Annotated in this window: 28 protein-coding genes; 15 read left to right on the forward strand and 13 right to left on the reverse strand. The window is 68.5% G+C overall.

Going from position 1 to position 26292, the window contains the following annotated elements:
• Positions 1-21: 21 nt before the first annotated feature.
• The 4 genes from OC373_RS04185 to OC373_RS04200 form a co-directional block, all read right to left on the reverse strand.
• Positions 22-1368, reverse strand: a complete 1347-nt coding sequence (locus tag OC373_RS04185; RefSeq protein ID WP_261997122.1) for an AcvB/VirJ family lysyl-phosphatidylglycerol hydrolase — start codon at positions 1366-1368, stop codon at positions 22-24.
• Between the two features lie 78 nt (positions 1369-1446).
• Complete coding sequence (locus tag OC373_RS04190) at positions 1447-2034, reverse strand: DUF998 domain-containing protein (RefSeq protein WP_261997334.1); 588 nt, start codon at positions 2032-2034, stop codon at positions 1447-1449.
• A gap of 74 nt (positions 2035-2108) precedes the next feature.
• Positions 2109-2288: an oxidoreductase-like domain-containing protein gene (locus OC373_RS04195; protein WP_037553198.1), complete on the reverse strand. Its 180-nt coding sequence runs from the start codon at positions 2286-2288 to the stop codon at positions 2109-2111.
• 60 nt (positions 2289-2348) lie between these two features.
• Positions 2349-2954: a hypothetical protein gene (locus OC373_RS04200; RefSeq protein WP_261997123.1), complete on the reverse strand. Its 606-nt coding sequence runs from the start codon at positions 2952-2954 to the stop codon at positions 2349-2351.
• A gap of 229 nt (positions 2955-3183) precedes the next feature.
• On the opposite strand from OC373_RS04200, the gene OC373_RS04205 reads away from it, so the two are divergent.
• Entirely contained in the window at positions 3184-4323 is a 1140-nt protein-coding gene (locus OC373_RS04205; protein ID WP_261997124.1) for a tetratricopeptide repeat protein, read from the forward strand.
• A gap of 6 nt (positions 4324-4329) precedes the next feature.
• Here the strand turns inward: OC373_RS04205 and OC373_RS04210 are convergent, their stop codons facing one another.
• Positions 4330-4665: a zinc ribbon domain-containing protein YjdM gene (locus OC373_RS04210; RefSeq protein WP_019183411.1), complete on the reverse strand. Its 336-nt coding sequence runs from the start codon at positions 4663-4665 to the stop codon at positions 4330-4332.
• 119 nt (positions 4666-4784) lie between these two features.
• Here OC373_RS04210 and OC373_RS04215 point away from each other — a divergent pair, with 119 nt between their 5' ends.
• From OC373_RS04215 to OC373_RS04225, 3 genes are all read left to right on the forward strand, one after another.
• A complete protein-coding gene (locus tag OC373_RS04215) occupies positions 4785-6140 on the forward strand; it encodes an Hsp70 family protein (RefSeq protein ID WP_070425645.1) in 1356 nt (451 codons plus the stop codon).
• 317 nt (positions 6141-6457) lie between these two features.
• A complete protein-coding gene (locus OC373_RS04220; protein WP_080114834.1) occupies positions 6458-6757 on the forward strand; it encodes a YkgJ family cysteine cluster protein in 300 nt (99 codons plus the stop codon).
• Positions 6758-6768: 11 nt separating this feature from the next.
• Positions 6769-6948 (forward strand): hypothetical protein, encoded by a 180-nt coding sequence (locus OC373_RS04225; RefSeq protein WP_019183415.1) that lies wholly within the window; start codon positions 6769-6771, stop codon positions 6946-6948.
• 45 nt (positions 6949-6993) lie between these two features.
• Here OC373_RS04225 and OC373_RS04230 read toward each other — a convergent pair whose 3' ends face one another.
• From OC373_RS04230 to OC373_RS04240, 3 genes are read right to left on the reverse strand one after another with little or no spacing between them, the layout of a single operon-like run.
• Entirely contained in the window at positions 6994-7875 is an 882-nt protein-coding gene (locus OC373_RS04230) for a DUF4097 domain-containing protein (protein ID WP_261997125.1), read from the reverse strand.
• 11 nt (positions 7876-7886) lie between these two features.
• Positions 7887-8405, reverse strand: coding sequence for a hypothetical protein (locus OC373_RS04235; RefSeq protein WP_070471026.1), 519 nt, complete (start codon positions 8403-8405; stop codon positions 7887-7889).
• On the reverse strand, positions 8402-8986 hold the full coding sequence (locus tag OC373_RS04240) for a sigma-70 family RNA polymerase sigma factor (RefSeq protein WP_261997126.1): 585 nt from the start codon (positions 8984-8986) through the stop codon (positions 8402-8404). The genes OC373_RS04235 and OC373_RS04240 overlap by 4 nt, the downstream gene beginning before the upstream one ends.
• Positions 8987-9121: 135 nt before the next feature.
• On the opposite strand from OC373_RS04240, the gene OC373_RS04245 reads away from it, so the two are divergent.
• On the forward strand, positions 9122-9313 hold the full coding sequence (locus OC373_RS04245) for a hypothetical protein (protein ID WP_019183419.1): 192 nt from the start codon (positions 9122-9124) through the stop codon (positions 9311-9313).
• An 80-nt stretch (positions 9314-9393) separates the two neighbouring features.
• Positions 9394-9975: a mechanosensitive ion channel family protein gene (locus OC373_RS04250; RefSeq protein ID WP_019183420.1), complete on the forward strand. Its 582-nt coding sequence runs from the start codon at positions 9394-9396 to the stop codon at positions 9973-9975.
• Between the two features lie 76 nt (positions 9976-10051).
• Here OC373_RS04250 and OC373_RS04255 read toward each other — a convergent pair whose 3' ends face one another.
• Positions 10052-10318, reverse strand: coding sequence for a DksA/TraR family C4-type zinc finger protein (locus OC373_RS04255; RefSeq protein WP_019183421.1), 267 nt, complete (start codon positions 10316-10318; stop codon positions 10052-10054).
• A 109-nt stretch (positions 10319-10427) separates the two neighbouring features.
• Positions 10428-10982: a DUF2058 domain-containing protein gene (locus OC373_RS04260; RefSeq protein WP_261997127.1), complete on the reverse strand. Its 555-nt coding sequence runs from the start codon at positions 10980-10982 to the stop codon at positions 10428-10430.
• A 73-nt stretch (positions 10983-11055) separates the two neighbouring features.
• Between OC373_RS04260 and OC373_RS04265 the strand changes: the two genes are divergently transcribed.
• The 3 genes from OC373_RS04265 (at position 11056) to OC373_RS04275 (ending at position 13971) form a co-directional block, all read left to right on the forward strand.
• A complete protein-coding gene (locus OC373_RS04265; RefSeq protein WP_070425651.1) occupies positions 11056-11553 on the forward strand; it encodes a M48 family metallopeptidase in 498 nt (165 codons plus the stop codon).
• An 81-nt stretch (positions 11554-11634) separates the two neighbouring features.
• Positions 11635-12345 (forward strand): rRNA pseudouridine synthase, encoded by a 711-nt coding sequence (locus OC373_RS04270; protein WP_019183424.1) that lies wholly within the window; start codon positions 11635-11637, stop codon positions 12343-12345.
• 48 nt (positions 12346-12393) lie between these two features.
• Positions 12394-13971 (forward strand): phospholipase D family protein, encoded by a 1578-nt coding sequence (locus tag OC373_RS04275; RefSeq protein ID WP_261997128.1) that lies wholly within the window; start codon positions 12394-12396, stop codon positions 13969-13971.
• Position 13972: 1 nt separating this feature from the next.
• On the opposite strand, the gene OC373_RS04280 is transcribed toward OC373_RS04275, so the two are convergent.
• On the reverse strand, positions 13973-15085 hold the full coding sequence (locus tag OC373_RS04280) for an HDOD domain-containing protein (protein WP_261997129.1): 1113 nt from the start codon (positions 15083-15085) through the stop codon (positions 13973-13975).
• A 288-nt stretch (positions 15086-15373) separates the two neighbouring features.
• Here OC373_RS04280 and OC373_RS04285 point away from each other — a divergent pair, with 288 nt between their 5' ends.
• A complete protein-coding gene (locus OC373_RS04285; RefSeq protein WP_026069816.1) occupies positions 15374-16471 on the forward strand; it encodes a Glu/Leu/Phe/Val dehydrogenase dimerization domain-containing protein in 1098 nt (365 codons plus the stop codon).
• A gap of 77 nt (positions 16472-16548) precedes the next feature.
• On the opposite strand, the gene OC373_RS04290 is transcribed toward OC373_RS04285, so the two are convergent.
• On the reverse strand, positions 16549-19491 hold the full coding sequence (locus OC373_RS04290; RefSeq protein WP_261997130.1) for an autotransporter serine protease: 2943 nt from the start codon (positions 19489-19491) through the stop codon (positions 16549-16551).
• Between the two features lie 176 nt (positions 19492-19667).
• Between OC373_RS04290 and OC373_RS04295 the strand changes: the two genes are divergently transcribed.
• From OC373_RS04295 to OC373_RS04305, 3 genes are all read left to right on the forward strand, one after another.
• A complete protein-coding gene (locus OC373_RS04295) occupies positions 19668-20843 on the forward strand; it encodes a thiolase family protein (RefSeq protein WP_019183429.1) in 1176 nt (391 codons plus the stop codon).
• A gap of 124 nt (positions 20844-20967) precedes the next feature.
• Positions 20968-21309 carry a hypothetical protein gene (locus tag OC373_RS04300; RefSeq protein WP_019183430.1) on the forward strand — a complete coding sequence of 114 codons (342 nt, stop codon included), beginning with the start codon at positions 20968-20970 and terminating at the stop codon, positions 21307-21309.
• A 152-nt stretch (positions 21310-21461) separates the two neighbouring features.
• On the forward strand, positions 21462-21866 hold the full coding sequence (locus OC373_RS04305) for a hypothetical protein (RefSeq protein WP_070425654.1): 405 nt from the start codon (positions 21462-21464) through the stop codon (positions 21864-21866).
• A gap of 74 nt (positions 21867-21940) precedes the next feature.
• Here the strand turns inward: OC373_RS04305 and OC373_RS04310 are convergent, their stop codons facing one another.
• Positions 21941-23572 (reverse strand): isovaleryl-CoA dehydrogenase, encoded by a 1632-nt coding sequence (locus OC373_RS04310; RefSeq protein ID WP_261997131.1) that lies wholly within the window; start codon positions 23570-23572, stop codon positions 21941-21943.
• 109 nt (positions 23573-23681) lie between these two features.
• Between OC373_RS04310 and OC373_RS04315 the strand changes: the two genes are divergently transcribed.
• Together OC373_RS04315 and OC373_RS04320 are read left to right on the forward strand one after the other, a co-directional pair.
• The gene (locus OC373_RS04315; protein ID WP_046273294.1) at positions 23682-24689 is read left to right on the forward strand and encodes a ligase-associated DNA damage response exonuclease; all 1008 of its coding nucleotides are present in this window, start codon (positions 23682-23684) and stop codon (positions 24687-24689) included.
• Positions 24686-26290 (forward strand): ATP-dependent DNA ligase, encoded by a 1605-nt coding sequence (locus OC373_RS04320; RefSeq protein WP_261997132.1) that lies wholly within the window; start codon positions 24686-24688, stop codon positions 26288-26290. Before OC373_RS04315 ends, OC373_RS04320 begins: the two co-directional genes overlap by 4 nt.
• Positions 26291-26292: the final 2 nt, after the last annotated feature.

Raw genomic sequence — 26292 nt, forward strand, 5'->3', positions numbered from 1 at the left:
CCGCACCGGGACTGCCGGCGCTCAGCGCGCCGGCAGATGCTGCACGATGGTATCGGCGAGGCGATCGTAGTCACCTTTGAAATGATGATCGCCGGGCAGCTTGATGATCTGCGCGTTGCCCGCTGCAGGCAGCGACGGACACAGTGCATCGCGATCCTCTTCGCCATACACGCACAGTGTTTTCCCGGCGGGCAGCCGGGCCACTTCCGGCGCGATCGGCAGGCCATCGCCACCGCCGCCGAGCCAGTTGCTGACATGGAACTCATAATCGGCATTCTTGCCGACCGACAGCAGCGCGATCATCGAGACCGCCTCGCGCGTTGCTGGTGACAGCTGGTTGATCGCCGCAGGCAACACGTCGGCGCCCTGCGAGAAACCGACCAGCACCACGTTGCGGCGCTGCCACTGCCGGCTGTAGTGAGTGGCGATGCGCTCCAGGTCGCGGGCGAACCCTTCCGGCGTGCGCGCGGTCCAGAAGTAACGCAGTGAATCCACGCCGACCACCGGCACGCCGGCCTCGCTCAGCGACGCGGCCACTTCCTTGTCCAGCCCCGCCCAGCCACCATCGCCCGAGACAAAAATGGCGAAGGTGTCACCGGCTTTGGTGGTCGGCACATCGACCACCGGCAGGCCGTTGAGGTCATCCGGCGGCGGCGCCAGGCTGACGCCCTTCTGGGCGCCGATCACCTTGGCCGCCGCCAACAGCCCGGGCAATGCGTCGCCCTGCGCGGTGCGCTCGAACTGGCGCCCCATGCCGACCTTGCGCACGAACGCCGCCGACTCGCCCGCCGGGCAATGCACATCGCCGGCCGCGTTCAACCACGGGAAATTCAGCTCGGTCGGCTGCAGGCGGCCATGGCTGCTGCCGGCCCCGCAGACCTTGCGCTCGCGCACGCCGGACGGGCAGAACCCCGTGGTGATCAGCCCGGCGAACACCTGGGTGTCGGCCTGGGCGGCCACCGCGTAGGCCAGCGCCGCCCCCTCACCATCGCCGCCGATCAGCGGCAGGTGGTAGCCGGGCACGTGCAGATAGGCCTGGAACCAGCGCGAGAAATTCTCGACGTCGCCCGCACCGAACGCGCAGTCACCGCTGTTCTCGCGGGCCAGCACCTGGCGCAGATGCGCGACATCGACCTGGGCGACCAGCGCGCCGTCGGCACGCAGCGCGTCGATCCGCTGCTGGCTGTCGGCGCGGCCGGCCGTGCCGTCGAACCACACCACCACCCGTTGCGGGTGGCCGTCGGGCAGATGGACCGGCACGTTCTCGAAACGACCATGGCTGAGCTGCTGCGGTGGCGCGGCCAGCGCCGCCCCCGTCATCGCTGCCATCACCAGTCCCAGCATCACCCCCAAACCGGCTCGCCGCATCGTCGCGCATCCCATGGATAGAGTGCCAACGATACGCCCCTGCCCGGCCAAGGGCATGTACAGACCGTGGCCGGACGCTCAGCGCGACTCACGGCGCGCCTGGCGCCACAGCTGCCAGGCCACCGACACCAGCCACACCACCACCACTGCGATCACCAGCTTCTGTCCCGCGCCGCGGGGCGGGCCCCGCCACAGCACGTGCAGCCACAGCAGTGCGAAGCACAACCAGGCCCACCACCAGGCCGGAGCGGCCCAATCGCGCCAGCGCGGGTCGGCCCGCATATACCAGCTCTGCAGCAGCATCGCCACGCTCACGCACAGGAACGCGGTATTGGCCGACAGCCCGTGCACCAGCGGCGCCAGCAGCGGCGCGCGCTCGGGCAGCCAGCTGTCGCCGATCGCCACCCCCATCAGGCCCAGCGCGGCGACCCAGAACAGCAGCGGCGCCGCCGCACTGCGGCGCGGCGAACGACTGTTGGCATGCAGCGAGACCGCCAGCAGCATGATCGCCAGCGCCAGCACGCAATAGGCGGTGCGCAGGGCCAGTCCCCAGGGGCCATGCAGGTACAGGCTCAGGGTGGCCTGCACCCAGTCCAGATCATCGCGTGCCCATTGCGTCCACAGCGCGGTGGCGACGAACAGCGCCAGCGCCACCAGGGTCGCCATGGCGACGCGTCCATGATGCTGGGCGGGCCAGCGGGAGGGGCGTGGCAGCGGCAGCGACATCGCGGCTCCTGGGGTCAGTCGGTGGCCTCGGGGTGGCGCTGTTTCCATGCAGCCAGGGCAGCGCGGTAGCGCTGCAGCTCATCGCTGTACAGATCCAGCACGCACAGCGGGCAGCCGCTGCCGCAGCACTCGTTGGGGCCGGGTTCTTCCGGCGGTTGCGGACGCGGATCGGAGGCTGGAACGGACACAGGCATGGCCACACAGGGAGGAAAAACAGCGCACACAGTGTAACGGGCATGCTTCGCGCCGGGGCTTCAGCGCCCCACCCGCCGGCGCAGGTTGTCGCGCGCGGCCGCATCCAGCCGCTGGTGGAAGAAGTCGCTCAGGAAGATCCGCGGCTGCCCCAGCACCTGCTTGAGAAAGCGCCGCCGGTTGAGCCGGAACACAAAGCCCGGCACGTGTCCGGCGTATTCCTCGGCGATACCGCGGTCGTAGGCGTCGAACACTGCCGCCGGCGCCCCGAGAATGGCCATGTCGCAATCCAGGAACAGCGCCGCTTCGGGGTCGACATCGCCGGGCGCGAGCTTGCTGTGGCGGGCGGTCAGTTCGATCAGCTCGACCACCCGGCCCGCATCGATCCCGGCCGCCGGCAACCAGCGCGCGATCGCCTCGCGCGCCAGCGCCGCCGAACGGGCTTCGTTGTCGCCCCGTCCCGCCTCGTAGATGGCGTCGTGGTACAGCGCGGCCAACTGCACCTCGCCCGGCCGGGTCCAGCCCGGGCCGGCCTCGGCGACGGTGCTGCAGTGCTGCAGGACGGCCTGCACGTGCGACCAGTTGTGGTACGCCCGCGGCGGCAGGGCGTAGGCGGTTTCCAGCTCGGCACGCTGCCCGGCAGGCAGGGGAATCGGTTCGAAGCGCATGCACCATGATTGGCCGTCGCCGCGACGCTGGCAAGCCGGGCGGTGGTTTTTTGACCACCTTCCCAGAACCGTTGCCGTGCAGGCGGTGCGCGCGGTTATCCACACGTTTGTCGACCGCTGGTCCACATCCTCTGTGGATGGCGCGGACAGCCGATGAACGGCATGCCAGGGCCCATCAACGCGCCTAGACTGGACCCGACGGACCCCAGCGCCCTGCGAGGTGACGGCGATGACCGCGTGCAGATTCCTGCTGATGATGTGCATGGCCCTGGCCGCCGCACCGGCCTGGGCAGCCGACCCCGCGCCCGTTGTGACCACCGCCGGGCCAAGCGCGGCCGCCCCACCCACGCCCGCGCAGATCCTGGAGGTGCCCGCGCCGCTGCTGGCGCTGCTGCACGAACGGGTCATCGATCCCGGCTACTCGCGCGAGCGCCGCCTGCAGCGGCTGGTGGAGATGATCTTCGACGCACAGGGGCTGCACCTGGCCTACGACCCGGAGGCGACCTACACGATCACCGAAACCTGGCAGACGCGGCGTGCCAACTGCCTGTCCTTTACGCTGCTGTTCGTCACCCTGGCCAACCTGGCCGGCATCGACGCGCATGTCCAGGAAGTGGCGCAGGTGGTGAGCTGGTACCAGGCTTCCGGGGTGATCTACAGCGTGGGCCACGTCAACGCGGGCATCGTGCTGGACGGGCGCAGCGGCACCGTCGATCTGGACCACAACGTGCTCTACGACCACCTCGGCCCGCAGCGCATCAACCGGCAGCGCACGCTGGCCCATTTCTACAACAACCGCGGCGCGGACCACATGACCGCCGGCGATATCGATACGGCCCGCGCCTACTTCAGCGCAGCCCTCGGCATGGCACCGGACTTCGTGGCGGCCTGGAACAACCTCGGCGTCCTCGATGCACGCATCGGCAACCTGGACCAGGCCCGCAGGGACTATGAAACCGCGCTGCGCCTGCAGCCGCGGCATGGCGCCAGCCTGAGCAACGCCAGCGCCCTGTACCGCCGCATGGGCGACACCCGCCAGGCGGGGCTGCTGGCGAGCCGGCTGGCGCGTGTGCAGCGCAGCGATCCGTTCGCCCAGTACATGTTCGGCGCCCAGGCCGAGCAGCGCCGGGACTATGCAGCAGCCGTGCGTTTCTACCGCCGGGCGGTCCATCTGTACGAGACGGCGCATCCGTTCCACTTCGCGCTGGCCCGGAGCTATTTCCTGGCCGGCGATGCACGCCGGGCCTCGATCGAAATGCAGCGCGCGCGGGACCTGGCCGGGGAGAGCGGCGATGCGCTCAGGTCCCGCTACCAGGCCAAGCTGGACAGCCTGCAGCGTTGGCGCCAGCGCGGCACCAACGCCAACTGAGCCGGCTCAGGCCTTCTTGAGGAAGCAGGTCTTCAGGACCAGGCCCTTGATCTTTTCCGAGTTGCCCTCGATGTGCTCGGCGTCGTCCTCGACCAGGCGGATGTTGCGGATCACCGTGCCCTGCTTGAGCGGGATCGAGGAGCCCTTGACCTTCAGGTCCTTGATCACGGTGACCGTGTCACCGGCGGCCAGCACGTTGCCGTTGCTGTCGCGTACCACCAGGGCCTCGCCGCCGCCGTCACCGGCGGCCCACTCGTGGCCGCAGTCCGCGCAGATGAACAGCGCGCCATCGGCATAGGTGTTTTCCAGGGTGCACTGCGGGCAGGCGGGAATGGCGGACATCGACAGCTCTTCGGTAACGAAACGGCCACTAGTGTAACCGCCCGTTACCGCCTGCCCTTGCGTCGGCGGTCCCGTTGCCGCAAAGTGCGCGCCCCCTGACCACCGGCCCGGCCCACCGCATGAAACTCGGCATCGACTTTGGCACCAGCAACTCCGCCGCCGCCGTGGTGATCGACGGCAAGGTGGTGCCGATCCAGTTCGGCCAGGCCGAACAGTTCCGCACCACGGTGTATTTCCCCGAGGTGATGCGCGACCCGAACGACTTCGAACTGACCCCGGCGCTGGAGCACGATCTGGCCCGGCTGGTCGACGCGGCCGCGCGCGATGCCCGCGCCGCCGGCCAGGAACGCGCGCCTGATGCACTGCGCCGGGAGGCCCTGCGCGTGGTGCGCCGGCAGTGGATGGAAGAGCAGATGCGGGCCCCGCTCAGCTCCACCACCCTGCTGCAGAACGCCGTCTACGGCGATGACGCGCTGGAGGCCTACTTCGAAGAGAACGAAGGCAACCTGGTGCAGAGCCCGAAATCGATGCTCGGCTACAACCTGCACCCGCGCGCGCGCCAGACCATCGCCGGCATCGCCACGCACATCCTCGAGCACATCCGCCTGACCGCCTCGCGCCAGCTGGACACCCCGATCCGCACCGCCACGCTGGGCCGTCCGGTCCAGTTCCGCAGTTCCATCGGCGAGGCCGGCAACGCCCAGGCGCTGGAGATCCTGCACGGCGCGGCGATCGCCGCCGGCTTTGACAGCATCGATTTCCTCGAAGAGCCCGCGGCCGCGGCCATGCATTACCACGCCGAAAGCCCGCAGGAACACGACGCGGTGGTGGTGGACATCGGCGGCGGTACCACCGATATCGCCCATGCCCGGGTGGGCGGTGGCCAGGCCCCGACCATCCACCGTGCCTGGGGTATCGCCCGCGGCGGTACCGATATCGACCTGGCGCTGAGCCTGGGCGGCTACATGCCGCTGTTCGGCCGCGGCATCACCCGCGTGCCCGCGCATCACTACGTGGAAGCGGCGATGGTGCAGGACATGACCCGCCAGCGCGATTTCCGCCAGCACACCTACCGCGATGTGGACGCGCCGTTCGGCCCGCGCCTGACTGCCCTGCAGGACACCGGCAACACCGCGCGCCTGTACCGCGAGGTCGAACGCTGCAAGATCGCCCTGAGCGGTGTTTCCAGTCACGACAGCGCGCTTGGGTTCATCGAACGCGGCCTGCAGGTGCAGATCGATGCCTCGCGTCTGGAAACCGCCGCCGGCGGCTATCTGGGCGAACTGACCGCCCTGCTCGAGCAGGTCCGCAGCGATATCGGCCACGACCCGGCAGCGGTGTTCCTGACCGGGGGCATGTCACGCGCCGGCTACCTGCAGCAGGCCGTCGCCAATGCCTTCCCGGGCTCGACCCTGGTCCGCGGCAATCCGTCCTTCGGTGTGGTCCACGGGCTGGCGCTGGCCGCCGCCAACTGACCCTGTTTTTGCACCAGGCCTTGTCGCACAAGGCCTGAAGAGGCGTGAACGGCCTTATTAACAAAACGTTACGCCGGAAGCGCTATCATCTTTCGGCTTCAAAGCGCAATGCGCTTGACGCAACAAGCACCATCTTCCGGGCCTCCCAGGCCACCGTCCTCTTCGATGCTGCCACCGTCCGGATTCGTCCGCGGTGCCGGGATCGCTCATCGCTGTGATCCGGCTCGTTCACAGCCTGCTGCACCCCGAGCCGCCAAGAGATCTTCAGATTGGGCGAACGCCTGGCTGCACTCCTTACATCGTCCGAGCCCGACCCCATCGACTGCCGTCGTTGCGATGCGGTGTGTTGTCGGCTCACCGTCACCGTCATGCCTGACGACAACGTGCCCGGCTACCTGCTGGACACCGATGCGCGTGGCGGCACGGTGATGGCACGCAACGAAGAAGGCTGGTGCGCCGCGATCGACCCTTATCACCTGCGCTGCACGATCTACTCGCAGCGACCCGCGATCTGCCGCCAGTTCGACATGGGCGGCGATGATTGCCGCCTCGTGCGGCAGGACTACCGTCGACAACAGCAGGATCTGTCGACGTTTTCTTCCACGCTTCATCCATAGCAGGAGCATCCATGGCTCGTACGCCAAAGACCTCCCCCAAGGCAAGCAACACCGTTCGCGTCGACCGCAAGCAAGGGTCCAACTCCGCCGTCAGCAGCCAGAGCATCGCTGCGGATCTGGCTGCCTTCCGTAAAGGTGGCGGCAAGATCGAAGTGCTGGGCAATACCCTGGCGCTGAAAAAAGCCGGCTGACGTTGCTGCCGACCGCACCGGCATCGGCCGGTGCGGTGGCCGCACTCAGCGGCCCAGGCTGACCCGCACGCTCCCGGAATGGGAGTTGATCGAAATATCCCCATCGCCCGAGCCCAGACGCGCATCCAGGCTGCTGCCCGGGCCATAGCGCGGCTTCTCCACCTGCCCGGCATCGGACTGGATACCCCCACTGAACGTCTTGACGTTCAGCTGCGCCGAGACATTGACCGGCAGCTTCAGCGCGACCGATCCGCTGACCGTCTGCATCGTCACCTTGCCGCCCGGCGCCATGCCGGTCGCGCTCACGTCCAGGCTGCCCGAGACGGTTTCCACCGCCAGCCGCTGGATCCGCCCGGCAGTGACGTTGACCCGGCCTGAGACCGATTCGGCCGCCACCTCGCCCGAGGCACCGCCGCCCGCCAGCAACTGGCCACTGACCGTGCGCGCGTCCAGCCGCGGGGTCTGCACCTGCGAGCGGATGCCGCCACTGACCGTGTTCAAGGTGGTTTCTCCGCTGCGCCCGGCCGCGGTGATGCTGCCGCTGACACTGTTGGCCTGCAGGCGACGCACGTCGATGTCGGCCACCTCGATGTCGGCGCTGACGGTGCCCAGCTGCACTTCCACCGCGCGCGGAACGCGCAGCTCCAGCGTGGCCCCACCGTTGCTGCGGCCGCGCGGATACTCCACTTCCCAGCGCACGCGGTTGCTGCTCCTGTCCTGCTTGAGGGTGAGCCCGTCGGCCATCGAACCGGTCAGTGCCACGTCGTTGCGATCCCAGCCACGCACGGTGACCTTGCCGGCGATGTTGCTGATTTCCACGCGCCCGCCGGCGCCCAGTGGATGGCGCTCATTGACGCTGGTGGCGGCCTGGGCGACCAGCGGCAGGCACAGCGCCAGGGCCGCGATCATGGACAGAGGACTACGCATGGGGATCTCCTTCAGGTGGGCAGGCCGGCGGAGAACACCGCCTGCTGGGTGAGTTGCAGGCGCAGCGCGTAGGTGCGCTGCAGTTGCCCGAGCAGATAGCCCGAGCGGGGGTTTTCAGCGATGGCGGCGCGGATGTTGACCGCACTGGCATCGAGTTCGTGCAGGGCCGGGCGCCACTCCTCGGTGACACCGTCACTGGGCAAGGCGGCGATGGCCTGCTGGTATTCACCGGCCATGGCGTCGGCCTGGCGCTGCAGCAACGAGGGTGCCGGCGTATGCGGGACTGGCGTCGGCACCACCATCAGCAGCGCCAGCGCGGCGGCCAGGCCGAGCCCGATGCGCAGCGGCCAGCGCTCCCGCCGGCGGCGTGTCGACAGCGTTGCCACGGCAGCCGCCGGGGTCGGGGCCGGGGTCTGCGCCGGCAACTGTGCGGCAATGCCCTGCCACACCCGTGCCGGCGGGAGACGCTCGGCCGGCAGGGCGCGCAGGCGTGCGCTCAGTGCGTTGTCATCGGAATCATGGGGGCTCATGCGGTTTCTCCTAGGCGCGCGCGCAGCAGGCCACGCGCACGGTGCAACTGTGCTTTGGAACTGCCGACCGCCATCTGCAGCTGGTCGGCGATTTCCTGGTGTTTCCAGCCTTCTATGTCGTGCAGGACCAGCACTGCCCGGGCACGGGGCGGCAGTGTTTCCAGCGCGCGCTCCAGGTCCATGGAGGTACCGGCGCAGCGGTCCTGGGCCGGCAGCGTCGCCAGCGACTCCCAGCCCTCCTCGCCGGCATCGCGCGCATCGCCGGTGGCGTTGGCGCGCAGTTCCATCAGCGCCGCGTTCACGCCCAGGCGGTGCAGCCAGGTGCCCAGGCTGCTTTCGAAGCGGAACCCCGGCAGGGCGCGCCACGCCTGCAGGAAGGCCTCCTGCAGGGCATCCTCGGCGCGGGCCGCGTGGCCGCCGCACAGCCGCCACAGTACGGCGTACACGCGCGGCGAATGCCGCCGGTAGATGCGCTCGTACGCGGTGACGTCACCGGCCGCCGCGGCACGCACCAGGGCGTAGTCATCGGCGGCGTCGGCCTCGGTCTGGGCGCTGGAAGGGGACATGGTCGTGTCGAGCATATCCGTTGGATGCGGGGGGCACGGAAAAGGTTTAAGCCGCCGCTGGATTTCTTTTTCTGCGCGGCCTTTAAACCTTTCCGGTGGCAGCGGCATCCAATCCCATGTCACTACCGGCGCTCGCCAAGGAGTATCCCCATGTCTTCCAGTTGCCTGGCCGTGCTGCTCTCACTGGCCACCAGCTGCACGCTGCCGTGGAGCCCGCTGCAGATACAGCTGTCGTTGGCGCCCGCAGCACCCGATGTGTGTGTGCAATACGCGCAGAACGCGCCGCTGTGCGCCTCGGCGATGATTGCTGCATTGGATGTGTACGGCAGGCCGCTGCAGTAAGCCGATACCACGATGCGGTGACGCGCATCGGCATTACCATGGTGGGATCGGCACTATCGCTGCAAAGGAATTCCGCCCCCATGAAAGACCATCTGCCCGCCTGGACACACGAATGGCTGCACTACGGGGTCCCTGCCCTGCAGATCCTGGTGACGCTGCTGGTGGCCTGGCTGCTGCGGCTGGTCGCCCGGCGCCTGATCCGCCGGGTCGGCGACCACTACACACTGCCGCCGGAAATGATCATGGGCGCGCGCCGGGTGTTCACCTTCGTGGTGTATTTCACCGTACTGCTGATCGTGCTCAACATCGTGGGCGTTTCGGCGACGGTACTTTGGACGGCATTCACCGGCTTCGCTGCGGTGGGCGCGGTGGCGTTCTTTGCCGCCTGGAGCGTGTTGTCCAACATTTTTTGCACGCTGCTGATCTTCACCACGCGCCCGTTCCGCCTGCACGATTACATCGAGCTGCTGGAAAACGGCGAGAAGCCCGGGCTCAAGGGCCGGGTGATCGACATCAACCTGATCTACACCACGCTGCAGGAAACCGGCAGCGGCCACGAAGGCACGGTGCTGCAGATGCCCAACAACATGTTCTTCCAGCGCACCGTGCGTCGCTGGCGGGATCCGTCGCAGGCACCGGGCGGAATCCAGGGGGACGGTTGAGGGCGCGTGCCACGCCGGTCGTAGATACCGACCGTTGGTCGGTATGCGTTATTGAGTGCCGACCAACGGTCGGCACCTACCGAAGCTGGCTGTCCTTGCTGCCGCGGCGGTTGTAACCGCTGCCTTCGTGCTGGGCGGCGTCTTCTTCTTCCTGGCAGCGCACGCACAGGCGCACACCGGGCACGGCCTTGCGCCGCGCCTCGGGAATGGGCGCCTCGCAGTGTTCGCAGTGGGTCAGCCCGGGGCCGTCGCGCAGCTGTGCGCGGGCCCGCTGGATGGCGTCATCGACGGTGGCGTCGATCTGATCCTGGACGGCGCCGTCACCTGCCCAACCTGTCGCCATGATGTGTCTCCCATGCCGGTGTCAGGGCACCAGCATAGACCCGGCCCGACGCGGCCAGCCGACGTGGGGCTGAACGCGAACAGCGCCGGGTGAACGCTTCAGGCAGCGCTTACCAGACCAGGTCGTCGGGCACCTGGAACTGGGCGTAGTACGCATCATCCTCGGCGTTGCCGGTGCTCGGCTCGCTGCCGGCGGGCTGGCTGTTGTCGAGCACGATCACGCTCGCATCGCGCTCACGGACCTTCTCGGCCGCCGCGCGGGGCAGCAGTTCGAAGCCCTCGCCGTGGCGGGCGATCACCAGGCTGCCCGAGGCCAGTTGCCGGCGCAGCACGTTGTTGACCAGCAGGGTGCGGATCACGGTGCCGTCGTTGAAGCGGTATTCACTCTCGCCCTCGCGCTTGACCTTGTGCGCCTCGATGATCTGGCGGACCTGGGCCTGCAGCTCCTGCGCGTGCGCCTTGGCCTTGCGCTCGGCTTCCAGCGCGCGATCACGCTCGGCTTTCTCCGCACGCAGGCGCTCGGCCTCGCGCTGGCTTTCGCTGGGCGCGACCGGGGCCTTGCCGTGGCGGGCTTTCACCTGTTCACGGGCGGCCTGGGAGACCTGGGATTTCTTGACCAGCCCAGCCTTGAGCAGCTGCTCCTGCAGGGGATTTGCCTTCGCCATACGCCTAGCATCTGTTGTTGCGGGATTCCGGGGGCCATCATACTGGTCTGCCCGCCCCGCCCCAACCGCCCGCATGACCGCCCTGAAGTACCTCGCCGGCTATCCCGACGCCCTGCAGCAGCAGGTGCGCGAGCTGATCGCGGGCGACCGGCTGGGGCCGTGGCTGGAGCGCCGCTATGCGCAGCTGCACACCGTGCGCAACGACCGCCAGCTCTACGACTACACCCAGGGCCTGAAAGAGCGCTATCTGCGCCAGTCCGCGCCGTTGTCCAAGGTGATCTACGACAGCAGGCTGCAGGTGCTCAAGCATGCCCTGGGCACCCACACCACCGTCTCACGGGTACAGGGCAGCAAGCTCAAGGCCAGCCGGGAGATCCGCATCGCCACGGTGTTCCGCGAGGCGCCGGCGCCGTTCCTGAAGATGATCGTGGTGCACGAACTGGCCCACCTGAAGGAATCGGACCACAACAAGGCGTTCTACCAGCTGTGTACCCACATGGAAGCGGATTACCACCAGCTGGAGTTCGATCTGCGCCTGTACCTGACCCACCTGGAACGCACGCCGGCCTGAGCCGCAGCGGCCATCATCGCGCAGCACCGGGCCCCAGCCAGTACACTCCCCGCCCGCTTCCCGTTTTATGTTGCCTGCCCCATGACCGACCCGATCCGACTCGACAAACGCCTGACCAGCCTGATCGGCTGCTCCCGTGGCGACGCCCAGCGCTATATCGAGGGCGGCTGGGTGACCGTCAACGGCCAGGTGGTGGAACAGCCGCAGACCCTGGTCACCGACGAAGTGATCGTGCTGCGCGAGAACGCAGAGGCAACCCGCACCGAGACCGTGAGCATGCTGCTGCACAAGCCGGCCGGCATGCGTTCGGACGAACTGTGTGCGCTGGTGACACCGGAAAGCCGCAGTGAGCTCGACGCCACCGGGGTGACCCTGCTGCAGCGGCATTTCCACGCCCTGCAGCTGGTGATGCCGCTGTCCGATGACGAAAGCGGCCTGGTCGTGGTCAGCCAGGACGGGCGCGTGATCTCGCACCTGAAGGACCGCGGCGCGACGCTGGAGCAGGAGTACCTGGTGGAAGTGAGTGGCGAGCTGGCGCCTTACGGCATGAAGCGGCTCGCGCATGGACTGAGCTTCCGCAACTGGCCGCTGCCGCCGTGCAAGGTGAGCTGGCAGAACGAAACGCGCCTGCGCTTTGCGATCAAGCCGGTGCATCCGGGCCAGCTGCGCGACATGTGCCGCCAGGTCGGGCTGGAGGTCGTCAGCATCCGCCGCCTGCGCATCGGCCGCGTGGCGATGGGCAAGCTGGTCCCGGGCCAGTGGCGTTACCTGGCGCCGGACGAGCGTTTCTAGACCGTCCCGGCACTCGCCCTGCACGCCCCTGCCGCTTACGATCGGGGCATGACCGAGAAACGACCGTTCTGGCGCCGGCTGCTGCGCTGGCTGGGGATCATCGTGGCCTTGCTGGTGCTGCTGGTGCTCAGTGGCCTGCTGCTGGCCGATCACCTCACCCCGCAGGCGCTCGGCGAGCGCTCCACGGTGCTGCCCACGCAGGCCGACCAGACCGCGATCGATCGCGAGCTGGTCCGCCTGCAGGCCGAGCATCCCGGCCAGACCGGCGTGGCCTTCCTCTCCGATGGGCTCGATGCCTACGCCGCGCGCGCGGTGATCACCCAGCACGCCGGGCGCAGCCTGGACCTGCAGTACTACATCTGGCAGGACGACCTGATCGGCCACCTGATGGCCAACGAGCTGTACCGCGCCGCCGAGCGCGGCGTGCGGGTGCGCATCCTGCTCGATGACATGAATGCCCAGGACAAGGACGCGCTGATGATGGCGCTCGATGCGCACCCCAACATCGAGATCCGCCTGTACAACCCGTTCCGCAACCGCAGCGGGCTGTGGCGGCTGGTCGAGATGGTCCAGCGCGTTTTCAGCGTCAACCACCGCATGCACAACAAGTCGTGGATCGCCGACGGGCGCGTGGCGATCGTCGGTGGCCGCAACATCGGCGAGGAATACTTCAGCGCGCGGCAGGACGTGAACTTCCGCGACCTGGACCTGCTGGTGGCCGGCGAAGCGGTGAAGCAGGCCAACACGATTTTCGACGATTACTGGAACAGTGATACCGCCGTGCCGATCCGCGCGCTGGCGTTCTACACCGAGCCGCAGCTGCGCCTGCTGATCCGCGAAAGCGAGCACGAAGCGCGGCTGGACAGTGCCAAGCCCTACCTGGAGAGGGTCGCGCGCTCGCAGGCGCAGCGCTCGTACTACCGCGATGCACTGGACCTGCACTGGAGCGGCGAGGTGGAGATCGCCTCGGACCCGCCGATGAAGCACCGCCGCGACGACCAGGCCGGCTGGCTGGTGACGCGGCTGGTGGAGGAACTGGAAAGCACGCGGCACAAGGCGCTGTTGATCTCGCCCTATTTCGTCCCGGGCGAGGACGGCACCGAAGGGCTGGGCGCAATGGTCGCGCGCGGTGCCCAGGTCGGGGTGATCACCAACTCACTGGCGGCCAACGACGTGGCCGCCGTGCACAGCGGCTACATGCACTACCGTGCGCCGCTGCTGCGCAGTGGCGTGCAGCTGTACGAGCTCAAATCACGCGGCAACGTGGATGGCGGTGGCCTGTTCGGCAGCAGCGGGGCCAGCCTGCATACCAAGGCGTTCATGATCGATGACCAGCGTGGCTTCGTCGGCTCGTTCAACCTGGATCCGCGCTCGGCGTACCTCAACACCGAGATGGGCGTGTTGTTCAACGATCCGGTGCTTGCCGCGCAACTGCGCCAGGAGTATCTGCGCCTGGCCAGCCCGAGCCAGAGTTACTGGGTGGCGCTGGGCCCGGAGGGCGACGTGCGCTGGCTGGAACGCGATGCACAGCCGCCGCACTGGCTGTACCGCGAACCGGACGCCGGTTTCTGGCTGCGTGCCAGCGCGCGTGCGATCAGCTCGCTGCCACTGGAATCGCAGCTCTAGCTCAGCCCGCCCGGGCCACGTCGTACTCGGCCTCGTCACTGTCCACGGTCTCCACCGCCCGGCCGTGGACCCGCCGCCAGATCCACTGCAGCGCGTGCGGCGGCGTGTCGTCCAGCTGTTCCAGCAGGGCCAGCGCCTGGGCCTGGCCGATCTGGCCGTGGCGGCACAGCAGGCTGGCCGCGGCCGCCGCGCGCGCCAGGCGCAGGCTGGCCGCCAGCCCACTGCCGCTCTGGCGGATCAAGGCATCGTGCACGGCCTTGGGCAGCTCCCATGCGGCGGCGATCCGGCTGGCCACCGGCAGGGTCCAGCTGTCCAGCAGTTCGGCCGCCAGCGCGCGCGGCGGCACCGCCACGCCCTGCTCGGCGCAGGCATCGAGCAGGTGCCGCATCACCAGCGCCGCCCCCAGGCCCTGGGTCAGACCAAGCCACTGCGCGGCGAAGCCATCTTCATGGGTCACCGTGCGCGCGTGATCGGCGGCGGCGCGCGATGCCAGCAGCGCGTGCTCCCAGATCACCGCGCTGAACTGCGGAAAGGCATCGCACTGCAGCTGCATCACCGGCTGCACCAGCACCGCGCTGATGATCTGGCGGATGCCATCGGTCCCTACCAGCGTGACGGCCCGCTGCAGCGTTTCCACCGGGCGTGTCTGTACCCGGTAGACCGGGCTGTTGGCGATGCGCAGCAGGTTGCCGGTCAGCACCGGGTCCTGGCTGATGATCCCGGCCATCGCGCGCGCCGAGGCGTCGCTGTCGTTGACGGTCTGGATCAGCTGCGGCAGCAGTTGTGGGCGGCGAGGCAGGTGGCGGGCCGACCAGTCCCGCGCCAGCAGCGAGGCGGTGACCGCATCGCGCAGCTCAAGCGCGTGCGGGGCCGCTGCATCGGCAGCATCGCCACTGCGGGGCACCAGCGCCAGCGTGTGCAGCCCGGCCTGCAGCACCGCCACGGGGTCGGTGCCTGGCGGAACGCTGCCCGCGGGCAACGCTCCGCACGCCTGCGTGGCGGCTGCGCGCCCCGTCGCGGGTACCGGCGCGACACGCCGCTGGCGGAGCAGCGCGACCCCACCCAGCAGCACCAGCACCGCAACCCCCACCCAGATCGCGACGCTCATGCCCATCGCCCCGGATGCACCGGGTCCCGCACCTGCCCTGTTGCGACTGCGCCCACGTGATCCTTCCTGCGATGACCGGCCATCCACACCGTTGCCACGGCATCGGCCTGCGCTTCAGCAACTTTAATGACAGCGCGACGGGAGATCCCCTGACAGCACCCTCCATCGGAATGGACTAGAATGGCGCCGCGCGACCCGTCCGAGACCCGACGACGTCGCTTTTTTTGTTTTACAACCCACCTTTTGCTGGCGCGTTCGCCGCTGTTCGCCACCGTTCGCACCATCGGAGCCACCATGTTATTTGAAACCCTCGAAACCACCGGTCACGAACAAGTGGTGTTCTGCCACAGCCGCGATGCCGGTCTGAGGGCGATCATCGCCATCCACAACACCACCCTGGGCCCGGCCCTGGGCGGTGTGCGCATGCGTCCCTACGCCAGCACCGACGAGGCCCTGGCCGATGCGCTGCGCCTGAGCCGCACCATGACCTACAAGAACGCCCTGGCCGGGCTCAACGTGGGCGGCGGCAAGGCGGTGATCATCGGCGATCCGAAGCGGGACAAGAGCGAAGTGCTGTTCCGCGCGTTCGGCCGCTATGTCGATTCGCTGGGCGGCCGCTACATCACCGCCGAGGACGTGGGCACCGATGTCAACGACATGGAGAACATCTACCTGGAAAGCGAGTACGTCACCGGCGTGCACCAGGTACATGGCGGCTCCGGCGACCCGGCCCCGTTTACCGCTTATGGCGCGCTGCAGGCGCTGATGGCGGCGATGCAGCACAAGCTGGGCCATGAGGAAGTGGGCAAGGCCAGCATCGCGGTGCAGGGCCTGGGGCACATCGGCATGGAACTGGTGAAGCTGCTGCGCGACCGTGGTGCCAAGTTGTACGTCAGCGACCTGGACAGCGCGCGCGTGGATCGCGCCGTCACCGAGTACGGTGCCGAAGCGGTCAAGCCGGAGGACATCTACGACGTCAACGCCGACATCTTCGCGCCGTGCGCGCTGGAAGGCGCGATCAATCCGGACACGTTGCCGCGCCTGAAGTGCAGGATCGTCTGCGGCACGGCCAACAACCAGCTCTCCAGCCTGGAAGTGGGTGACGAACTGCATGCCCGCGGCATCCTCTATGCACCGGATTACGCGGTCAACGCCGGTGGCGTGATGAACGTTTCGCTGGAGATCGACGGCTACAACCGTGAGCGCGCGATGCGCCTGATCCGCAGCATCTACCACAACCTCGGCCGCATCTTCGCGCTGTCGCAGAGCGAGGGCATCGCCCCGCAACGCGCCGCCGACCAGATCGCCGAGTCGCGCATCCTCTCCATCGGCAAGCTGAAAATGCCGCTGGGGCGCAGCACGCCGCGGCGGGGCACGCTGCGCGGCAACTGAGCCGGCGTGACAAACGAAGAGGGCGCGATCATCGATCGCGCCCTCTTTTTTCATACACCTCGCAGTGAGACCGGCCGTCAGAACCCGGCCGAGTAGCGCAGCTGCACCTGGCGCAGATCGCCGCGCGGGCCGAAGCGCTGGTCATAGCCGAACGCCAGGCGACTGCTGCGGCTCAGCCACGACTCCACCGAGAGCCCGAACAAGCCGCCCGAGCGGGCCGGCTGCAGGCCTGCCAACGGTGCCCAGGCCTCCACGCCGACGAAGCTCGCCTGCGGATCCAGCCCGGTGCTGGACAGCAGTTGCTGCCACTCCGCGTAACCGCGCAGCGACCAGCTGCCCCAGCGCGTCTCCGCCCGCAGGCCGGCCAGCGCCTGGCTGCGGCTGGCAACGTTGCCTTCGGCGCGCAGGCCGAAGCCAAAGCCGCCGTCCTCGCTGAAGCTGTCGCTGTCCACGCGGGCATATTCCGCGCCCAGGTAGGGCGTCAGCCCCGCCCCCGCCGAGCCGAAGCGGTAGCCGGACTCCATGCTGGCGGTGCTGAAGTGGCCGCCGTAACGCGCGTTGACGCCGTACTGCCCAGCGCCCAGCAGCAGTTGCCGGTCGATGTTGCGGGTGAACTGACCGACCCCGACCTGGCCGATGGCATAGCCGTTGCCGACATTCCAGCCGGCATATACCTGCGCCTGCGACTGACGATCGCGGCCACGGTCACCGCCCCAGTCACGACTGCTGTTGCTGCGCGTCTCGCCGAAGGCGACGCCCATCATGCCGCTGCTGCCCAGGGCCAGATCCTGACCCATCATCCAGCCTTGGGTCTGCGCCCCCGTGCCGGCGAAGCTGCCCTGCCCCGCCTCGCCCAGCGCGCTGTGCCATGCGCCGCGCAGACGGGGCGTGGCCATCGCTGCATCCAGACGCGCCGACAGACCGCGACGGTTCATGTCGATCGCATCGAACGTCATCGCAGCGGCCAGCCCGTGCGCCTTGCCGGACAGGCTGTCCAGCGTCTGGCTCAACGCCTGGTCGGTGGGCGTTTGTTGGATGGCCCCCGCCGCTGCGGTCAGGTCGGGATCCAGCACGATCGCGGTCGAGGGTGCCGACGGCTGCAGGCGCGCATCGAGCGCCTGGAACGCCGCTTCCACACGTGCGGCCGAGGCCAGTGTGCCGACATCGGACGTGCGGGCCGCTGCAGCAGTGGTGACCGACGTAGGCTCCACGTCCAGATACACGCGGTTGGGGTCGTAGTGCACGGTCGCCTGCAGCAGTGGCAACGTGGCCGCATTGAAGCCCAGCGAGGAAAACTGCCCGTTGACGCCCCCGTCGGCCACCAGCACCTCATGCTCCCGCCGTGCGACGTAGCCCTCCGCCAACCCATAGACGAACAGTCCGCCATCCAGCGTCGCCCGGCCGCCGATGTGGAGCGGATCGGTGCCCAGCAACATCCAGAACTCACCCGTCGCGCTCTGGATGAAGTTGCCGTTGAGGGTGCTGTTGGCGTGGTCGCGGTTGAACAGGATGCCGTTGTTGTACAGATCGCCGTTGTACTGCGTGGCGATCCGCGGGTTCGCGTTGGAGTTGATCTGCATGACGCCGTTGTTGGTGATCGTCCCGTTGGTGATCACATCCCAGGCGTAAAGATAGGAGTCGGCGTCCACCACGATGTCGGATTGATACAGGTCGTTGATGGCTACGGTCGCCCCGCCGGTGATGCGCAGTTGCCCGGCATTGCGGTTCTCCCCGCCGAGCGTCATGCCCGGATCATCGATCCCGTCGACCACGTTGCCACCGCCGTCAACGACCACCCCGCCCGCGCCCGACAGGCCTCCCCACCAGACGGTGTAGGCGGTGCCGAGCGCCGCATGGAAGTCGCCCCAGTCCAGCCGACCCGGCCCGCGCACGGCGCGACCCACGTTGAGCAGGCCATGCCCGAAGACCGCATCGGTACCGGCCGCGCCCAGGTCGGTCGCGGTGCCCAGCAATACCTGCCGGACCTGGTCCGTGGTCAACGTCGGGAAGGCTTCCCAGACCAGCGCGGCGGCCCCGGAGACCAGCGGCGCCGCGTAAGAGGTGCCAGACCCGTACAGCAACGGACCGCCAGGGTTCTTGGGATCGAGGAAGACGGCCGTGCCTGGCGCGGCCAGGCAGTAATTGGCTGCCACACCACAGGCATTGGCGTAGGACGCGAGGGTATCGGGCTTGTTGGTGTCCACGGCGGTCACCGCAAGCCACCCGCGCTCCAGATCCGCCGCCGGCCGGGTATTGCCCGGGCCCGGCTGGCTGGGCAGTGCGGCCATGCTGGACGGATTGGCGCGGCTCTCGTTGCCTGTCGCGAACACCACCAGGCCGTTGTGGCCAACGATGAACGGGCGATACTCCGCGGCGATCGGTGCGGTGGCGGCCGTGTTGGTCCAATACAGCCCGCCCCACGAATTGTTCATGATCCGCACACCGTCGGTGATCAGATCCTGGTGGGCGCCGGCCAGACCGAGCGCGCCGGTCACTTCGTTGCCATTGCCCGAGCCATCGTCGGCAGGCCGCTTGTCGGCGATGATCCGTGCCGAGACGATCAGCGCCTCCGGCGCGACGCCGCCCGGCCAGGCGCCGAACGCGCGTCCCGCCGCCAGCGAGGCCACCGTCGTGCCATGGCCGACCACGTCATCGATGTTGAGATTGTTGACCAGCGGATCGATGTAGGCGCGGCTGGACACCACCCGCCCGGACACCGCCGGATGGGTGCGGCTTACGCCGGAATCGACAACGCCGATGCGGATGCCTTTGCCGGTGAACTGCGCATCGCGCGCATTGATCACCGTCAGGTGTGCATCGATGGCCGGAGGCGGAGGCGTTACCGGTGGCGTTACCGGCGGCGTTGTGGGGGGCGTCGTCGGCGGCGGCGACGGGGGCGTGGTCGGGGGCGGCGACGGCTCCAGATCCCCCCGGACATTGCTGCCACCACCTCCGCAGGCACTCAGTGCCAATGCCAATGCCGCGGCCAAGGCCGACCTGCCGATCACAACCTGCTTCATCCCTGTTCCCCTAGTGAATGGACCTTCCCCACCTGCCTGCCCCCCGGGCAGACACCGGCAGTCAATGCCGACCCTCTATACTGGGCCGACCCCCACGCAGTCTGCCGGGAAATGCGTCGGCTTCCAACGCCCGCGTTCCCATTCCGCTCTTAGCTCACGCACCAAAGAGATTGCACATGTCCAACATCGTCATCGCCGCCGCCAAGCGCACCGCCATCGGCTCCTTCCTGGGCCAGTTCAACGGCGTGCCCTCCCCGACCCTGGGCTCCACCGTGATCGCTGCGGCCCTGGAGCAGTCCGGAGTACCGGCCGCGGATGTTTCCGAAGTGATCATGGGCTGCGTGCTGCCGGCCAACCTCGGCCAGGCGCCGGCCCGCCAGGCCGCGATCGCCGCCGGGATTCCGGTGTCCACCGGCGCCACCACCCTGAACAAGGTGTGCGGTTCGGGCATGAAGGCCATCATGCTGGGGCATGACCTGATCAAGGCCGGCTCGGCCAGCATCGTGGTCGCCGGCGGCATGGAATCGATGTCCAACGCCCCGCACATGATCCCCAACTCGCGCACCGGCAACCGCTTCGGCAACTTCCAGGCCGTGGATCACATGGCTCACGACGGCCTGGTCAACGCGTACGACGGCAAGGCCATGGGCGAGTTCGCCGAATGCACCGTGGAGAAGTACCAGGTCAGCCGCGAGGACCAGGATGCCTTCGCGATCGAGTCGGTCCGCCGCGCGCAGGCCGCGCAGGCCAATGGTGCCTTCGATGGCGAAATCGTCGCGGTCAAGGTCAGCACCCGCAAGGGCGAGGTCGAGTACGCGCAGGACGAGCAGCCCGGCCGCTCGGACATCGCCAAGATTCCGACCCTGCGCCCGGCCTTCAAGAAAGACGGCACGGTGACCGCCGCCAGCTCCTCGAGCATCTCCGACGGCGCCGCTGCCGTGGTGCTGCTCTCCGAGGACGATGCCGCCGCCCGCGGCCTGCAGCCGCTGGCGCGCATCGTCGGCCATGCCACCCACTCGCAGGCGCCGGAGTGGTTCACCACCGCGCCGATCGGTGCGATCCAGAAGCTGATGGACAAGACCGGCTGGACGCTGGACCAGGTGGACCTGTTCGAGATCAACGAAGCCTTCGCCGTGGTTGCGATGGCGCCGATCCGCGAGCTGGGCATCCCGCACGACAAGGTCAATGTCAATGGCGGGGCCTGCGCATTGGGCCATCCCATCGGTGCCTCGGGCGCACGCTTGGTGGTCACGCTGGTGAACGCGTTGCGCACGCGTGGGGCCAAGCGCGGAATTGCTACCCTGTGCATCGGCGGCGGCGAAGCGACCGCCATCGCTATCGAATTGATTTGATTTGGTTTAACGCGCATTTCTCAAAACTGAATGCGCGATCGCTTGACAGCCAATCGTGGCTTGTCATCATGTTGCCGGGCGCGCAATAGCGCGTTGCCTAATCTAACGACGAGGATTCACAACAATGAGCATCAACAAGCTGCTGATCGCAATGGCCCTGGGCCTGGCTCTGACCGCCTGCTCGAAGCAGGAGCAGGCTGCTGACGCCGCCGCTTCGGCCAACGAAGCCGCCGCTGACGCCCAGGCCGCTGCTGACCAGGCCGCTGCTGCTGGCGCCCCGGCTGCTGACGCTGCCCAGGCTGCTGCTGACACCGCCACCACCGCTGCTGACGCTTCGGCTGATGCCGCTGCCCAGGCTGCTGGCGCTGCCACCGACGCTGCTGCTGAGCAGGCCAAGGACGCTGCCAAGACTGCGGAAAACACCGCTGAGCAGGCCAAGGACGCTGCTGAAGAAGCCAAGAAGTAATCACTTCTTTCTTCAAGCAAGTCTGAAGAAGCCGCTGGTTCGCCAGCGGCTTTTTCTTTGGGCGCGTTTTGGTGGCCGTGCCGCCACCCACCGGTTCTTCACAGGCGCATGAATAGGCTGGCCTCCCATCCATCGCCGTTCTGGAGCGCCACATGAAGATCCGTCCGCTGACCACCTCCCTGCTGGCCGCTTCCCTGCTGCTCGGCCTGGCCGCCTGCAAGGGCCCGGAAGCCGAACAGGCGCGCCGTGATGCCGCCCAGGCCGCCGACAGCACCAACGCTGCCGCCCGCGAAGCCGTCGACAAGGCCGCTGCGGCGACCCGCAGTGCCGCCGACGATGCCGCCGCCGCCTCCGAGCGCGCTGCCGCCGATACCCAGCAGGCACTCGACCGTGCTGCCGCCGCCACCTCCGAAGCCGCCGGCGAAGCCAAGGTCGCGGCCAAGGATGCCGCGGCCCACGCGAGCGATTCCACCGCCGATGCCGCGCAGAAGGTCGCCGACAAGGCGCGCGACGTGGCCGATGATGCCAAGAAGAACGCCAACGAAGCCAAGCGCTGAATCGGCGTTACGCACCGCCACAGCGTGGTGACCAACGCCCCCTCTCCGGAGGGGGCGTTTTCATTGGCGGCCGCTTACGGCAGAGCGCGGACCAGCACGGCCGCGAAGTCCACGTCGGCCGGCAGCGTGCCGAAGGCCATCCCATGCTCGGCCCCCAGCCGTGAGCGGATGAAGGCGGACGCGTTCGGGCTCTGCGCGCGCAGCAGCACCGCGGCCTGCAACAACAGCGCCAGGCGCTCGGTGACCCGGCGTGCCTGCGCCTGCTCTGGTGGCACCGCCAACTGCGCCCGCAGTGCCCGTAACGCGGCGTCATAGAGGGCATCGGTCCCGGCCACCGCGTCCAGCTCAGCCTGCAGCGCCTGCAGTACCTGCGGCTCGCGCGACAGCGCACGCAGCACGTCCAGGCACTGGATGTTGCCGCTGCCTTCCCAGATCGAATTCAACGGCGCCTGCCGGTACAGCCGCGGCAGCATCGACTCCTCCACATAGCCCGCGCCGCCCAGGCATTCCTGCGCTTCGTTGACGAACCCGGCAGCCCGCTTGCACACCCAGTACTTGCCCACCGCCGTGGCGATGCGCGCCAATGCCGCCTGCTGCGGATCGTGTTCGGCCTGGTCGACCGCACGCGCCACGCGCATGGCGAACACGGTGGCCGCTTCGGATTCGATCGCCAGGTCGGCCAGCACATTGGCCATCAGCGGATGCTCGCTCAACCGCGTGCCGAAACTGCTGCGGTGCCGGGTGTGGTGCAGTGCCTGCGCCAGTGCCATGCGCATCTCCGCCGCGGCACCAAGCATGCAGTCCAGCCGCGTCATCATCACCATGCCGATGATGGTGGCCACTCCACGCCCTTCCTCGCCCACGCGCTGCGCCCAGGCCCCACACAGTTCCACCTCGCTGGAGGCGTTGGACCAGTCGCCAAGCTTGTCCTTCAGGCGCATCAGACGGAACGCGTTGCGGTTGCCGTCGGCCAGGCGCCGCGGCATGAGGAAACAGCTCAGCCCACCCGGCGCCTGCGCGAGCACCAGGAAGCCATCGGACATCGGCGCGGAGAAGAACCACTTGTGCCCGATCAGCGCATGGCTGCCATCGCCCTGCGGCTCGGCGCGCGTGGTGTTGCTGCGCACATCAGAGCCGCCCTGCTTCTCGGTCATGCCCATGCCCAGGGTGATCCCGGCCTTGTCGGCAATCGGGACGTCACGCGGGTCGTAGTGCGGGGCCGCCGCCTTGTCCGCCCATTCGGCGAGCGCCGGCGCCTGGCGCAGCACCGCGACCGCCGCATGGGTCATCGTCAACGGACAGCTGGTGCCCGCCTCGGCCTGGTGATGCAGGTAGCTCAAGGCAGCGCGCGCGACATGCGCGCCGGGGCGGCCGTCATGCCAGGACAGCCCCGCCACGCCATGCGTCTTGGCCGTGCTCATCAACTCGTGGTACGCCGGATGGAACTCGACGGTATCGATGCGGTGGCCCTGCGCGTCGTGCGTGCGCAGACGCGGGCGGTCGCGGTTGGCATCGAAGCCGAGCCGGTACAGCGCATCGCCGGCGAGGCCGCCGTAGCGCGCCAGCGGGCTCACGAAAACGCCACCTCCCTCGCGCTGGACGGCATCGGCCAGTGCATTGTCGTCGGCCCAGAGATTCCGGCCTCCGAAGGGCGGCGGCTGGTTGCTCACCTCGTGCGTCTCGAACGCGGGCCAGGCAGACGTCATCTCGGCGACCTCCTTGCAGACAGATGCACCGATTCTGCCGCATCCCCGTGCAGGCCGCCGTTCATGCGGATTCTCACCTCCTGCACGAGCGCGGCGGCACAGTGCAGGCATGAACGCCGATGCCGACAACGACGACCTGGTGGTGCTGCGCCCGGAGGGGCTGTACTGCCCGGCCGGTGATTTCCATATCGACCCGTGGCGGCCGGTGCCGCGCGCGGTGATCACGCATGGCCACGGCGACCATGCGCGCAACGGCATGGGTCACTACCACTGCACCACGCAGACCCTGCCGATCCTGCGTTGGCGGCTGGGCGATGTGGACTGCACCGCGCACGCCTATGGTGAACGCTTCACCCTTGGCGACACCGAGGTCTCCCTGCACTCGGCCGGGCATGTGCTCGGCTCGGCGCAGGTGCGGATCGCGCATGCGGGCCGGGTGTGGGTGGCCTCGGGCGACTACAAGCGCCAGCACGATCCGAGCTGCGCGCCGTTCGAGGTGGTGCCGTGCGATACCTTCATCACCGAAGCAACCTTCGGCCTGCCGGTGTATCGCTGGCCGGACACCGCACAGGTCGCCGCGGACATCGTGGCCTGGCGGCGGGAGTGCGAAGCGCGTGGCGAGGCAGCCGTGCTGCTGTGCTACGCACTCGGCAAGGCGCAGCGGATCCTCGCCGAACTGCTGCCGCTGGAAACGCAACCGGCGTTGCTGCATGGGGCGATCGCCACGGGCGTGGCGGTCTATCGCGAGGCGGGAATCCCGATGCTGGCCACCGAACCGGTCAGCGAGCAGGAACGCGGGGCGGCGTTCGCCGGCAAGCTGATCCTGGCGCCGCCCTCGGCGGCGGGCAGCGCGTGGATGCGCCGTTTCAAGCGCGCGCAGCTGGGCTTTGCCTCCGGATGGATGCGCGTGCGCGGCAACCGCCGCCGGCGAAACTACGATCGCGGTTTCGTCGTCTCCGATCACGCCGACTGGCCTGACCTGCTGCGCACCATCGCCGAGACCGGTGCGCGCCGCGTCATCGCCACCCACGGCAACACCGACGCGCTGATCCGCTTCCTGCGCGAGCGTGGCGTCGCCGCCGAGGCCTTCGCCACCGGCTACGGGGACGAAGAATGAAACGCTTTGCCGCGCTCTACAGCGAGCTGGACCGCAGCACCGCGACCGGCGACAAACGCGCCGCGCTGGTGCGCTACTTCCAGCAGGCCCCCGCGCACGACGCCGCATGGGCCCTGTTCCTGCTGGCCGGCGGCAAGGTCACCAGCGCGCGACAGAAGATCGCCGGCAACGCCGAGCTGCGCGCGTGGGTGGCCGAGTTGTCCGATACGCCCGCCTGGCTGGTCGACGACAGCTATGACCAGGTTGGCGATCTGGCCGAGACGCTGACCCTGCTCATGAATGATCCGGCGCAGGCCGGCGCGGATATCGGGCTGGCCGACTGGATCGAGCAGAAGCTGCTGCCGGTGGCCAATCAGCCCGAGCCGGTGCGTCATGCCGCCGTCACCGGGGCGTGGCAACAGCTCGCCTTCGATGAGCGGCTGGTGTTCAACAAGCTGCTGACCGGCGCGCTGCGGGTGGGCGTGTCACAGCGGCTGGTGCAGCAGGCGCTGGCCGAATGGTCGGGCATCGACATCGCGCGCATTGCCCAGCGCATGCTCGGCAGCTGGGTGCCCGCGCCGGGCCTGCTGGCCGCCTTGTTGTCCCCCGAAGATCGCCCCGAGGATCGCCAGCAGCCCTACCCGTTCTTCCTGGCCTCGCCGTTGGAGGCGGAGGTCGACACGCTGGGCCCGATCGACGACTGGCTGCTGGAATGGAAGTGGGATGGCATCCGCCTGCAGGTGCTGCGCCGCCAGGGTGAGGTCGCGCTATGGTCGCGTGGCGAGGAGCGGCTGGACGGTCGCTTCCCCGAGATCGAGGCGGCCGCGATGGCGTTGCCCGATGGCTGCGTGATCGATGGCGAGCTGCTGGCCTGGGCGGACGGCGACGATCTGCCGCTGCCCTTCACCGCCCTGCAGACCCGCATCCAGCGACTCAAGCCCGGCCCGAAGACACTGCGCGATACGCCGGTGCGCGTGCTTGCCTACGATCTGCTCGAGCTGGGCGGTGAAGACCTGCGCGCCCTGCCCCTCTCGCAACGGCGCGCGCGCCTGGCCGAGGTACTGGCCACGCTGGACGACCCGCGCCTGCGGCTGTCACCGGCGCTCAGCGTGGCGGACTGGCACGCGGCGGCACTGCAGCGTGACCTGGCCCGCGAGCGTGGCGTGGAAGGGCTGATGCTCAAGCGCGCCGAGTCGGTTTACCAGGCCGGGCGCCGGCGCGGCGACTGGTGGAAGTGGAAGATCGCGCCGCTGACCATCGATGCGGTGATGATCTACGCCCAGTCCGGCCATGGCCGGCGCAGCACGCTGTACACCGATTACACCTTCGGCGTGTGGGATGGCCAGACGCTGGTGCCGGTGGCCAAGGCGTACTCGGGCCTGGATGACAAGGAAATCCTCGCGCTGGACCGCTGGATCCGCGCGAACACGATCGAGCGCTTCGGGCCGGTCCGCAGCGTCCGTGGCGAGCAGGTGTTCGAGCTCGGCTTCGAGGCGGTGAACCGCAGCAAGCGCCACAAGTCCGGCATCGCGGTGCGCTTTCCGCGGATCCTGCGCTGGCGGCATGACAAACCCGCCAGCGAAGCAGACACGCTGGCCCAGCTGCAGGCACTGGCGCGGTGACG

Origin of the sequence: Stenotrophomonas sp. Ste96 (genome assembly GCF_024519495.1) — a bacterium.
GTDB classification, from domain to species: domain Bacteria; phylum Pseudomonadota; class Gammaproteobacteria; order Xanthomonadales; family Xanthomonadaceae; genus Stenotrophomonas; species Stenotrophomonas bentonitica_A.